We start from the raw sequence: 12,581 nt of genomic DNA on the forward strand, positions 1-12,581 counted from the left end.
CTGTGGTGAGAGCGGGACGCTCGGCGGCGCGCCCGTTGCGGAAACCGGGCCCGGAAAGGAGGAATGGTCACCCGTGGCTAGCTCACCATCGTTTATTCGGCGCCAAGCGCCTCGTCATAGCGGTCCGCCGCCGGTCACGGCAATCGAGACCACCTGCGAAGGGGCGTGGCTGTTGCAGGCGCTGTGCGGGGTGGAAATGTTGCCTTCGCCGCTGCTGCTGCGCCCCTATGTGGCCGCCTCCGGTGTGCCTGGCGGCCATCCGGGCATCCCGGTCCTGCGCAAAGCAGGAGTGCTGCTCGATGACGAGTTAACCGTGCACCCGACGGTGGCCCGGTGGCTGGAAACCCTGGGCGCCCCCGACATTGCATTGTGTGTCGACGTGCGCCGCGGTGGCGAGTTCATGCGGCTGGTGGTAGCCCGCCGCGACAGCATGCATGCCGCGATTTCGCGCAGCGGTGACAACGACGCCGACAACGTGACCATCGAGGATGTCGGCACGGTGCCCTCGCTGCGGGCGCTCTACGAGCGGATCCTGGAATTGTGCCAACGCTCGCGCGAACCCCTCGACCCAGCCCGGTTGGAACCGATCACCGTGCCCTCGGCGGATTTCGTTGCCGGCCTCGGGCAAGTTGCGCGCGGCGATCACACTCCGGCGGTGGCGTTGCGTGGTTTGGCGCTGACTGCCGAGCAGCGCCGGATCGTGATGTTGGCGGCCGAGTCAGCGCTGCTGGAAGCATCGTTTGCGCTATTGGTCCATGATGCACGCGGCGATCATGTGGCGCTGGCCTCCGCAGCGGTCATTGACACCGAGGAGGGGCGCATCGTGACGGGGCCGGTTCGCGGTGACAACGGCACGTGGTGGACCCAGATTGTGCCGGGAACCGTCGACGCCGGAGCCCGTGCGCTGCGATCTTTGGTGGCCACGATGGGCACCTCCTGGGCGAACCACTCCAGGTTCCAATAAACACGCAATTCGTATGTTCACGTAATGCCTTATCTGCTTTGATTGTGCTATATTGTGGTACGCGGTGTGCAGTACCGCGCATGGGAAAAGTCCCCCGGCGACGATGACGGAGACCAGGCAACCATGGGAGACCCGGTGAGCGACGACAACGACTTCGATTCGCGGTACTTCGACGACGGCGACGACGCGCCACAGGCCGCCGACAACGGATTCCGCGACAACAACAGGGGTTTCGCCGCATACGGCCGGGTCCCGCTGCCCGCAAACTACCGGGCACCCTCGCCGACAGGCGGCACGCGGCGACACGGATACGACACCGCCCCGCCAGCAGCGGCCCACCAGCAAACCCCCTCGCCGCCGCTCGACGCTGCAGCAGCCCCACCTTGGGAACGCGCCGACGCCGACTACAGCGGCGCTTCTCGACGTCACCTACCCAGCGGGCCCCCGCCGGCACAGCCACCACCGGGGCCTGCGCCCAACAGCAACGGGCCCGCTTTCCCCGATGAGCCCGCACAGCGGCCAGCCCAACCGAACTCTCCGCACCCGCAGCCCGGCGCGGGCTTTCCAGCTGAGGGGCCGCCAGGCTATCCACCCCGCCAGCTGGATGCCTACGCGTTTGAGCCACCCGCCGCAGAACGGGCGCGCAGTGACCGGCAACCCCATAGCCGACACGACGCCTCAGTGGGTGATTTGCGCGCCCAAATCCGAGAGTCGCACGTGGCCCCGCCCTACAAGCCTGTGCCCAAAATGGGTTGGCGAAAAACGTTTTACCGAACCACGCGCATCAACCTCGGCCTGTCGGCACAGGAACGGCATTGGAACGACTTGGATCGGCGCCTGAAAGTCGATCTGCGCGGCAACTACGTGATCGCGGTGATGGGCGAAAAAGGCGGCGTCACCAAAACCACCACCGCGATCAGCCTGGGGATGGCGCTCAAAAAGTATCGCGATGAAAAGATCGTCGCCATCGACGCCAACCCGGCCAGCGGCAACCTGGCCAGACGCATCCAAGAGCCCTCAACGCTGTCCTGGCGCGGGCTGATCAATGACGCAGGCCTCAAGCAGTACCGAGATTTTCGGGTGTACATGGGCAAAGACAAGGAGACCGGGCTGGAGGTGTTGGCCAGCGATCGTGGCGATGAAATGCTGAAAGGCGAGCAGTTAGTCGAAGCGTGGAAACGCCTGCAGGTGCAGTACCCGATCGCGATCATCGATTGCGGCAATCAGATGCGCGATGACATCACCAAGTCGATCCTCAACGACTTGCCGGTCGACGCGATCGTGGTGCCCTCCACAACCCGCCTTGATGGGGCGCTGGCCGCCGCTGACGCATTGAATTGGCTTATGGAGCATGGCTATCCACATTTGGTGCGTCAAGCGGTGGTCGTGGTCAGCAACATCAACAACATCAACGCCAGCGCTCGAGTGCAGCGGCTGCACGAAGATTTCGAGAAAGCTGTGCGCGCGGTCCACGATGTGCCGTTCGACCGACATCTCAGCGATGCCACGGCCATCGAGTTCTGGCGGATGCGCACTGAGACGCAGAAAGCCTACATCGAAGCCGCGGCGTCCTTGGTCGACGGTTTCGCCGCTGCCGCCGACCGAGAAGCAGGCACCGGCGGCTGGATTGATCGCGGAGGGCAGCGGTGACAGCGCTTAGCGAACGCACAAACGCAACCCGGGTCAACGGAGTACGCGCCAGCGACCGGGTGCGGCTGCGTGAACAGGTACGGGTGGCGGTGCTGTTCAACGGCCGCCAAACCGATATGGCGCTGCCGGCGACCGAGACCGTGGCGACCCTAGCCACAGACGTGTTACGTGAGCTCCAACCGGGCCAGGCGCTGCGTGGCCCGGACGGCCGCGACATGATCGCGCCCGGCAAGGTCGTGCTCAAAACGGTTGGTGGAACGGTACTTAACCGCGGGCAGAGCTTGTCTGATCAGGGTGTCATCGATGGGGATCTGTTGGTTCTCGATGTCGAGGACGCCGAGGTGACGTTCACGCCGGTGATCGAGAATGCCTCCTCGGCGATCGCGCAGTTCAACGCCGCCCGGTTCAGCTCGGTCACCCCGCAAACGGCGTTACAGTTTTCCGGCGTCGCGGCCGGATTGGGCAGTGTCGTGGCGGTCGGGCTGTTGGTCAACGCGTGGCGGCTTGATCAAGCAGCGACCCAGCGTGCCCCGCTGCCCGCCCTGGTGCCCGCTTTGGTCGCCGTAGGTTTGTCGGCGGTGCTGTTGGCCGGGGCGGCGCTGGTGTGGTGGCGCCGGCGCGCAACGGTGGTGGCCAATGGTTTGTGGATGGGCGCAGTGATCGCCGCGAGCACCGCCGCGTTCATCGCAGTGCCGGGCAAACCTGGAGCGTGGCATGTCGTGTTCGCCGCAGCGATCGCTGCGATGCTGGCGATGCTGCTGTGGCGGCTCTCGCCGGCCCCGCGCGGGGTGGTGTCCTGGCTGGCACTGGTCGGTGGGGGTGTCTTCGGGATCGCGGCGTCGCACGGTATCGGCATCCAGATGACCTACTTGTGGATTGGTGCACTCTTCGTCGCGCTGTTGGTGCTCAAATCGACCGAATCATTGGCACAGGTGCTGGCCCGAGTGCCCATGCCGCCGTTTCCCACCGTCACCGGCAAGCTCGTCTTCGATGATGCCGAGGAGATCGCGGCCGAGGCGCTGGTGGCCGCCGAGACCGAAGGCACCCCCAGCGTTGCCGAGCTCGAGTACGCTGCCGCCGCGGCCAACACCTATCAGCAGGCCATCGTGGCTGCCACGGCACCGTTTTTCATCGTCGGCGCGGCCGGGGCGGTGACCGTGGGCCAGGGCCGGTGGTGGCTGAGCACTATCTACGTATTGACCTTGGCGGCGATCCTGGTCTTTCGCGGTCGCTCCTTCGACGACCGCGCCACCGCGCTCATCGTGGTGTCCACCGCGTTTGCGATGACCACCGCGCTGGCCCTCAAATATGCGCTGGGCTCACATGATTCGCGGATGAGCCTGGTGATCGCCGCTGTCGTGTTGGCGCTGGGCCTTTCTGCGGTGCTGGTCGCTGCGGTGGTGCCTCGACGGGTGTTCTCGGCGCCGTTCCGCAAAGGCGTGGAGTGGCTGGACTACGGCATGCAGGTGCTGATTCCCCCTCTGGTGTTCTGGCTGCTGAATCTGTACTTCCTGACCAGAAACGCCCTGTGATGACCGGCTGGGGGCAGCGTGTGTTGGCGTCGGCGGGCGCGAGCGCGCTGGTGATGATGAGTCCGCTCGTGGCGGGCACCGCGGCCGCGATCACTGCGCCCGCCGTCGATCCGGGGGCGGTGCCCCCCGACACACCACCGGCGCCTGACGAGGCGCTGCGCATGGAGCACGCGTGCATGATCACTGGGTTGCTGCCCGGCACGGACTTGGGAGCCCCGAATCCGTCGCAGGCGTTCATGGATTTGCCCAGCCTATGGAAATCAGCGGGACGGGGTGCTGGGGTGACGGTGGGGGTGATTGACACCGGGGTCAATCCCTCTCCGCGACTGCCGCACGTGCATGGCGGGGGCGACTACATCGTGCCAGAGGCCAACGGGCTGTCGGACTGCGACTCCCATGGAACGGTGGTGGCTGCGATCATCGGCGGATCACCCGCCGAGACCGATGGCCTATCCGGGGTGGCGCCAGACGCCGATATCATCTCGGTGCGCCAATCCTCGGAAGCTTTCGTACCAGCCAACCCGTCACCGGGCGATTTCCAAAGCGACCGACGTGCCGGCACCGTGTCGTCTTTGGCTAAAGCGGTGGTGCACATCGCCAATATGGGCGTGCGGGTCATCAACATGTCGATCGTGGCCTGCATCCCGGTGCTCAAGCCGGTGGACCAAACCACCCTGGGCGCCGCACTGCGCTATGCCGCGGTCGACAAGGACGTCGTGATCGTCGCCGCCGCAGGTAATTTGGCTAACCAAGACTGCGCCCAAAACCCTGATATCGACGCCACCAATATCAAAGACCCCCGCAACTGGAACGGGGTGGTCACGGTATCGACCCCGAGCTGGTTTTCCGACTATGTGCTCTCGGTGAGTGCGGTCGACGGCAACGGCAAGCCCGCCGTGGATGATCATGGCCGCGAAATCAGTCTGTCCGGGCCGTGGGTAGGCGCGGCGGCACCTGGGGTGTTCGTGCAGGGCTTCAACGACAAGGGCGGTGTCATCAATGCGACGTTCGACCCGACCGCGGCCACGCTGCGGGCCATCAACGGCACCAGTTTCTCGGCCGCCTACGTCTCGGGCTTGGCGGCGCTCGTGCGCGCCAAATACCCGAATCTGACCGCAGCCCAGGTGATCCGGCGCATCGAACTGACCGCCCATTCCCCAGCTGCACTGGTCGATAACCGGGTGGGCTACGGCACCATTGATCCAGCGGCTGCGCTCAACAACGACGTTCCGCTGGGACCCACACAGGGCCACGAAAACCTTTCACGACCTTTGCATCCCCCACCACCCCCACCACCACCGGATCGCGCGCCCATGATCGTGGCCGTGGCCGGTTCGGCGATCGCCGTGGCCGTGATCGGGGTGGTGTTCTTTGTGTCCAACCTCGTTCGGGAACGCAGATCGTGACAATCACCGTCCACAACCCGCTTGATGACCCGTCGCCCGCAGCGAACCGGACGGGCCGGCGCCTTGCCCAAAGCGCCGCCGGCTCAGCACAGCTGCCGCGCTGGCAATTCCGGTTCGCGCTGCGCACGGTGCTGATCGCAGAGCTAGCCGCGTTGACCGCGGTGGCGACGTTGGCAGCGACCGCGTGGTGGGCACTGATTGCGGTCGTGGTGGCCGTGCTGGTCATCTCGACACTGACCTACCAAGGCGCAGCGGCCCCGCGGTGGGCGCGGCGAGCCTACGCGGCGCGGCGCACCCGACGCAGCCTGCGCAGGCGTGCCCACTACGCGTACATACCGGCACCGTTTAGCGTGGATTTGCCCGGGGTGGGGGCCATTGGGATGCGCTGGGACGGCCACTACGCGATCACCGTGATCACCCTGTATGGGCGCCAATACAGCGAAAGCGTGCTGATCCCCGAAGGCGTTGATACTCGTGATCGGGTTCCGTTGCAGGCGATCGGGGCGTTGTTGGAACAGTTCGGTGGGCTGGAACTGCATTCGATCGATGTGGTCTCCGATGGCACGCGCACGGCACCCAACGGCAGGTTCACACCGCGCTACGACGAGATCATCAGTGACCGTTCGGCTGTCGGGATGCGGCGCACGTGGCTGGTGCTTCGGCTGCGTCCGCAAGCCTGCCTGGATGCGATTTCCTACCGCGGCAGCGTCGCGCAAGCCGCCGCGGCTGCCACCGAGCGGATCCGTCAAGCCGCCGCGCGGCAGGGATGTCGCGCGCTGACGTGCAACCCTGAGCAGATCACCGAGGCCACGCAGGCGCTGCTGGACTATCAGGATCTGGACACCTACGAACAGCGCTGGACTGATCTACGCCTCGGCGACGACTATGTGTCGCTGTATCGCATCGCCGGGGCAGAGCTGAGCACCCGGGCACTGAATGACTTCTGGACGATTCGGGCCAAAAAGACGGTGGTTGTACTCAGATTGACCCGCGATCAGGACACCCAGCAGTTGATGGTGGCCGCGCTGTTGCGGGTCCACACCACCAAGCCTCAACATCACCCGCCAATGTCGACGCTGCATTCGGTTGCTGGAGAAGCGTTTTCAGCGATGCTGGCGTCGCTGCCGCTGGGCGACCGATCCGTGCAGGTCCAACTATCGCCGCGTCCGCTGGCCAGCGCAGCCCTGCAGGTTCCGGTGGGGCCATCGGGATTCTTGCACGGTATGGCAGAACGCGCCGGAGTGCCGTTTTTGATGTCGTGGATAGACCCGCAGAAGTTCATCCGGGTGGCCATCGCGGCCGACGTCGATGTCGTGGCCTCGCTGATCCTGCGGGCCAGCGCCGCTGGCGCCACCGCCGAAATCCACACCAGGCGACCGCAACTGTGGCAACCGATCTGTGACGAGGTCAGGATCAGCCTGGGGCGCGAGGGGAAACGGTCCGACGACGTCACCCTGGTCGTCGCCGATGGCGCCGAGGCCCAGCAAGCGCTGGCCGCAAGCGGGGCACGAGGGCATGCCCTGGTTAGCGTGACGGCGGCAGGCCAGTCGATGCCCCAAGACGCCGACATCATGATCAAGCAGGTCTCGCCACATCACATCAGTGTGCAGACCCCGGTGCGCAATTCGTCGATCACGTTGGGGATCATGCGGCCCCGCAACGAGGCTCAGTCACTGGCCCACCTGAGAATAGAAGGTCCCCAGCAGTGAGCGCGCGAGCCGTGGAGGCCCTGCGTGCCGGCGTCAAAGCGTTGTCCAGCAACCGCAAACGAGCACTTGAGGTGCTGCGGTTGGCCACCGATGACGATGCGGGCATGGCTGATGCGTGGCTGGCCCGCATCGCCGCGGGCGATCAATCCGTGAGCACGCTGGCGGGGTTGTCGGCGGCCGCAGCGCGTCTCGAGCACGACCTCCGCACGATGGGTTATCGAGCCCAGGATCTCGATGTCGCCTTCGATGTGGGTTACGTTCGCTGGCTCGTCGCCGATCAGACATCGGCACGCCTGGCCTATGCCGCGCGCTTGCTCACCGTGCGCGAGTTCGCACAGACCAACAACCTCTTGGAGGGGCTGGGTTGCACCGATCGGCGTGTGCTCTACACGCGGGCGCAATTGATGAACGACACCCAACGCTGGCCTGACCTGCTTTCGGCCGTGGCCGGCTGTGAGGCGTGGCAGGGCCTGGACAGCGAGATTCTGCGGCGGGCGGCTAGCCTGCTTGAGGCCAAGGCGGCAGCCAATCTTGGCTTGTTCGACCGTGCCGTGGGCGCGGTGGGGCGCGCTACGGAGTCGGCGCTACCCAATGGCGATGCGATTATGCGCGATGGGCTGCATCTTCGTGCGCTGATTGCGCGCTGCCAAGGCGATGAGGACACTGCCCGCCAGACGTTGGCCGATGTGGTGGCGCGCTGGCCTGAGTACCAGCTGGCCAAGGACGCGTTAGCTGACCCGACATACAGTCTGCACATTGTCGACCACGCGAGCATCGAAAGTCGTAGTGATCGTTGGGATCCGGCGACTGGCACCACACCTGCGCAGCGCCAAGCCGCCGAGCATGCTAGCGCCGCGCGCGAACAGCTTGCCGAGGCCGAAAAGACGCTGAGCAAGATGGTGGCACTCGACGAAGTCAAACGTCAAGTCGCCGGCTTGACTCACGAAAACTGCCCGCGAAACACCCTCGGTGCCTCAGATAAGAATGCCCGCGAAATGGTGACCCTCGTCAGGCATGGGAAGTGGGTTGTCGATGGCGTCTCGGGGCGAGATCACCACGAAGTACGCCAAGGCGTATGTGAAGGCGTCGAAAAAGGACAAGGGGCTGATTTTGGATCAAGTGATGTCGGTGACGGACTGGTCACGCGATAACGCCCGCCGGCGGCTTACAGGAGCGGCGAAACGGCGGGCCGGGACGGGCCGCGGGGTCGCTGCACGGCCCCGTAAGCCGCGGACCCCGAAGTACTCCTATGACGCGTTGAAGGTGCTGCAGAGGGTGTGGGCCGCTTCGGGTGGGCAGTGCGGGAAGTACCTGGCCGCCTCGATGGCGTTGCAGCTCGACGGGTTGCAACGGCACGGCGAGTTGGTGTTCGGGCGTGACCGCTACAGTCCCAAAGTGCGCCAGGAACTGCTGGCGATGAGTGCGGCCAGCATCGATCGTTATCTGAAGACCGCGAAGGCCAAGGATCAGATATCGGGTGTGTCGACAACGAAACCCTCACCGCTGCTGCGGAATTCGATCAAGGTCCGCAGAGCTGGGGATGAGGTGGACACGGAGCCGGGGTTCTTCGAGGGTGATACCGTCGCCCATTGTGGGCCGACCCTCAAAGGGGAGTTCGCCCGCACCTTGAATCTGACCGATGTGCACACCGGGTGGGTGTTCACCCGCACGATGCGCAACAATGCCCACACCCATGTGCTGGCCGCGCTGCGTAAAGCTGTCATCGAGATTCCTTACGCGGTAACAGGTTTGGACTTTGACAACGGCACCGAGTTTCTCAACAAACCAGTGATTAACTGGGCCGGAGACAAAGGGATCTACTTCACCCGCTCGCGCCCGTACAAGAAGAACGACCAGGCCACTATCGAGTCGAAGAACAACCACCTGGTCCGCAAGTACGCGTTCTACTACCGCTACGACACGCCCGAAGAACGCGCTGTGCTCAACCGCCTATGGCGCCTGGTCAATGACCGGCTCAACTACCTGACTCCGACCATCAAACCCATCGGATACACCAGCACTGCCGACGGGCGCCGCCGACGCTGCTACGACGCCCCGCAAACGCCGCTGGACCGGCTGCTGGCCGCCCAGGTGCTCTCCCCGGCTCAGCGGGCCGAGTTGATCGCCTACCGTGACAGCCTCAACCCCGCGGAGATCGGCCGTGAGATCGCCGACCTGCAGAACCGGCTTGTCCTGCTAGCCAAGCAGAAAACCGAGCAGCTCTACCTGGCCAGCATCCGCACCGCCCTGCCCGACATCCGCAAAGGCGTCCGGATCAAGGCCAGCCGAACCGCCCCTCGGTTTCGCGGGCATTCTTATGTGAGGCATTGACTAATTTTCGCGGGCATCTTGATCTGAGGCATTACAGTCGCCACTCTCAAAGCCAGCACCGCGGCGCGGATATTGCGGCAGCGCAAAGGAATTCCGACGCCCTCGACGAGCAACCACATGCTGATGGTCGGCCCACCCGGGGTTGGCAAAACCGAAACCGCGCGTGCGGTCGCGAAAATCTTTTGCGGGCTAGGGATCTTGCCGTTGGCCGATGTGTATGAGACGAGTAAAGATCGGCTGGCTGGGCAGTATGTCGGGCAGATCGAAACTCAAACCCGCGAATTCCTGGCCGACGCGCTGGGCGGGACGGTGTTCTTCGACGAGTTCGGTGAGTTAATCCATGGCGGGTATGCCGGAGGTGATCCCGTCGGACAGGCCATCATCGGTGTGCTGGTTCCGTGGATGGAAAACAATCGCGACAAGGCCGTGGTGATTGCTGCGGGGTATCCGCGGGCCTGCCAACGGGTGTTGGAATCCAACCGCGGCCTGCACGGGCGTTTTTCCACCGTGATCGAGTTCACCTCGTACCCGCCGGACAAGCTGATCGAAATCGCAGAAGCCATCATCGAACACAACCACAGCACCGTGGAAGCCGGTGCGCTACACGAGGTTCCGATGGCGCCATTCACGCGGTTCTACACCGAACAACACCACACCGAAGACGGTGACACCATTCGCACCATCGACGTGCTCAACAATGGGCGGTTCGTGCGCAACATCGTCGAGGCCGCGGAACGGGTCCGCGACCTGCGTGTCATGAGCGAATCCGACCTTGACGGCAGTGACCTCAGCGACGAAAACATCAACGTCGACATCTCCGTAGAGAAGCTGGTGTTGCTGACCCGCGAAGACGTTTCCACCGGGCTGCAGCAGGCCTTGCCGCCTGGGTTGCGGGCATAGGCGCCGGTTGACAGGTCCCCGGGTCAACGGTACTCACGGAAGGACGACTGGCGGCGTGTGGACGACGGCGCTGCGGATAGCCGGTTTGCGGCAGGTGTCGGCGGCGGCGGATGCCGCGAACATCCCCGATGACGAGCCGCGCGTAGCCGCTGTGATCGAATTGCTGGCGGGCATCGCCGACAACCACCGCGAGCACTCCCTCGAGGCATCGGGAGTCGAGCTTGATTCGCAGCCAGCGCCCGAGGAGACAGTGATGGAATACCTCGCGCGGCGGGTTCGCGGGGATTTGCGCGCCCTGGAGGCGTCGGCGCGCGTTCCGCGAATCGTGCAGTGGGCGGCCGACCGTTGGTTCTCGTGGCGACAGGCGCGGCAGATGCGGGCTTTAGCACGACGGCCGGTGCCGCCGAGTCTGGATGGGTTGGTGGCCGAGCTGCGGGTGAAGCTGCGCCGGCGTCGGTAAAACGCAGGATGTGTCCCCCACGTCGCGGCGTCATCCAGCTGTGCCCGGCCCTGCGCGACGCTCTGGTCGACGTGCCCTCTAGCGCCGTAGCTTGCTGATTGAGCAGCGGGACGATTCGCGAGGTAGTCATCGAGCCAGCGCTGGTCGGCATCGCCTAAGGCACGCGCTTCTTCGTCGGTGTCGATGGTCTCGGCGCCGCAGGTGTTGGCGCGGCCGTCCAGGGCGAGGCCTTCGGCAAGGAAGGACCGCGCGGCCACGACTTGGCGCGCGCTGGCGGTGGGATCGACAAGTATGGTCGCGGCGGCGTCGATGGCGGCGCAGGCCCAGTAGCTGCGGCGGTCCTCGTTGCCGTCGTGTGCGGCAATTCTGGCGCTGATGATGTCTGATCGGGCGTCGTCGAGAGCCTCTGCTGGGGTGGGGTCGATCATCACAACCTCCGAAATAGAGCATAACGAGAACGTTATAATGTTCCGGTATTGATTATATTGCTTTGTTCCGACAGGATGAAGCGGTGAGTGTAGGCCTGCGGAGCGTCGCCGGCATCGCCCGGACACGGCTAGTGCCCGCCGTCGGCGAGACAGGGAAACATGCTGGGCAGGCATCGATATCAGAGCAGAAGCCATGCGCAGGCGGCATCGGAGATCGGGCGGAGACCTCCGATCGGGCGGTGGGTCAGTCCCGGATGGTGCATCGTGTCGTGTACACCCGCGATGGCGTCAGGATCGCGGCATACGATAGCGGGCCGGCGGATGCTGCCCAGACGATTGTGCTGCTACATGGGTTGTGCCTGTCGAGCCAATCATGGAGCGCCACTGCCGATCTGCTGCTTGCGCTGCTCGGCGCTAGCGTGCACGCGCGAGACTTCTAAATACCCTCCGATCAGGAGCCAGCATGAACCACCGCCCCAAATGAACATCTCTCAGGACCCGAGGACACACCTGGGTCGCGGCGCAGCGACGACGCCGCGGCGACGACACAAACGGCGATCGCGGCCCGTTCAAGACATGCGCCAACGGCGACGCCGGCGCAGACTGCGTCGCAGACTTGGGACAGACCCGACGAGTGTGATCGGGTCGCCCAGCGTTGCCCTCGACATCGCCGAAACACTGCTGGCATCGATACCGGGACAAGACATCTCCGACAAGTTATGGGCTAGTGTTGCCGTGACTCCACTGGCGGCCCTGCTGTTCGCGGCCTCGATCCAAAATGAGACGAGCGGGATCGAATGGGTCCGCCGCGCAATCAGCAACGTCGATGCCGATGCAAGCTTGCCCGGCTGGCGCCAGGCCGCCGAAATCTGCCGACGCCCCACCCGCCAGTCCGCCCAGAGTTTGGGGGAGACCCTGCTGCGAATCGCGACATTCGATCCGCGGCAACGTAGCTCGATCGTCTACATCATGAACGCCGCGCTTGCATTGTGGGCAGCCGACGACGTCAAGGGCACCCGGGCGGCGCTGTGCAGAGTTCTAACACTGCGGCGGAAATCTGCGAAATCGGGTGCAGGCCATGAGGTCCAATGGTGACCGCCACGAGCTGCCCACCGCGGGCGCCACGTGGGTGGAACGCTCCTCAGCACTTCCGTCACGCGGGACATGGCCTCGGGGAGCCCATTTTTGAATCGTCAACGAC

General features: G+C 64.7%; 11 protein-coding genes. All 11 read left to right on the forward strand.

Features of this window, described 5'->3' with window-relative positions; genetic code table 11:
* Positions 1 to 73 precede the first annotated feature (73 nt).
* Entirely contained in the window at positions 74 to 964 is an 891-nt protein-coding gene (locus AADZ78_RS28280) for an ESX secretion-associated protein EspG (RefSeq protein WP_139829069.1), read from the forward strand.
* A 135-nt stretch (positions 965 to 1,099) separates the two neighbouring features.
* Positions 1,100 to 2,614 carry a MinD/ParA family ATP-binding protein gene (locus AADZ78_RS28285; RefSeq protein WP_239656893.1) on the forward strand — a complete coding sequence of 505 codons (1,515 nt, stop codon included), beginning with the start codon at positions 1,100 to 1,102 and terminating at the stop codon, positions 2,612 to 2,614.
* On the forward strand, positions 2,611 to 4,146 hold the full coding sequence (gene eccD, locus AADZ78_RS28290; protein ID WP_085253193.1) for a type VII secretion integral membrane protein EccD: 1,536 nt from the start codon (positions 2,611 to 2,613) through the stop codon (positions 4,144 to 4,146). The genes AADZ78_RS28285 and eccD overlap by 4 nt, the downstream gene beginning before the upstream one ends.
* Positions 4,146 to 5,552, forward strand: coding sequence for a type VII secretion-associated serine protease mycosin (gene mycP, locus AADZ78_RS28295; protein WP_085253194.1), 1,407 nt, complete (start codon positions 4,146 to 4,148; stop codon positions 5,550 to 5,552). The genes eccD and mycP overlap by 1 nt, the downstream gene beginning before the upstream one ends.
* Positions 5,549 to 7,261 (forward strand): type VII secretion protein EccE, encoded by a 1,713-nt coding sequence (eccE, locus tag AADZ78_RS28300; protein ID WP_239656895.1) that lies wholly within the window; start codon positions 5,549 to 5,551, stop codon positions 7,259 to 7,261. Before mycP ends, eccE begins: the two co-directional genes overlap by 4 nt.
* Entirely contained in the window at positions 7,258 to 8,412 is a 1,155-nt protein-coding gene (locus AADZ78_RS28305) for a hypothetical protein (protein ID WP_341343658.1), read from the forward strand. The genes eccE and AADZ78_RS28305 overlap by 4 nt, the downstream gene beginning before the upstream one ends.
* Positions 8,294 to 9,592, forward strand: coding sequence for an integrase catalytic domain-containing protein (locus AADZ78_RS28310; protein ID WP_204080106.1), 1,299 nt, complete (start codon positions 8,294 to 8,296; stop codon positions 9,590 to 9,592). The genes AADZ78_RS28305 and AADZ78_RS28310 overlap by 119 nt, the downstream gene beginning before the upstream one ends.
* A gap of 117 nt (positions 9,593 to 9,709) precedes the next feature.
* Positions 9,710 to 10,492, forward strand: a complete 783-nt coding sequence (locus AADZ78_RS28315; protein WP_085248161.1) for an AAA family ATPase — start codon at positions 9,710 to 9,712, stop codon at positions 10,490 to 10,492.
* Positions 10,493 to 10,547: 55 nt separating this feature from the next.
* Positions 10,548 to 10,952, forward strand: coding sequence for a hypothetical protein (locus tag AADZ78_RS28320; protein ID WP_085248163.1), 405 nt, complete (start codon positions 10,548 to 10,550; stop codon positions 10,950 to 10,952).
* Positions 10,953 to 11,463: 511 nt separating this feature from the next.
* Positions 11,464 to 11,820: an alpha/beta fold hydrolase gene (locus AADZ78_RS28325; protein WP_085248165.1), complete on the forward strand. Its 357-nt coding sequence runs from the start codon at positions 11,464 to 11,466 to the stop codon at positions 11,818 to 11,820.
* A gap of 295 nt (positions 11,821 to 12,115) precedes the next feature.
* Positions 12,116 to 12,475 carry a hypothetical protein gene (locus AADZ78_RS28330; RefSeq protein ID WP_139828451.1) on the forward strand — a complete coding sequence of 120 codons (360 nt, stop codon included), beginning with the start codon at positions 12,116 to 12,118 and terminating at the stop codon, positions 12,473 to 12,475.
* Positions 12,476 to 12,581 lie beyond the last annotated feature (106 nt).

The organism is Mycobacterium riyadhense (assembly GCF_963853645.1).
GTDB classification, from domain to species: domain Bacteria; phylum Actinomycetota; class Actinomycetes; order Mycobacteriales; family Mycobacteriaceae; genus Mycobacterium; species Mycobacterium riyadhense.

Excerpts from the sequence above, each read along its gene's own strand:
- AADZ78_RS28315 (WP_085248161.1), top strand. The coding sequence starts at position 9,710 with ATGCTGATGGTCGGCCCACCCGGGGTTGGCAAAACCGAAACCGCGCGT.
- mycP (WP_085253194.1), top strand. The coding sequence starts at position 4,146 with ATGACCGGCTGGGGGCAGCGTGTGTTGGCGTCGGCGGGCGCGAGCGCG.
- AADZ78_RS28310 (WP_204080106.1), top strand. The coding sequence starts at position 8,294 with ATGGCGTCTCGGGGCGAGATCACCACGAAGTACGCCAAGGCGTATGTG.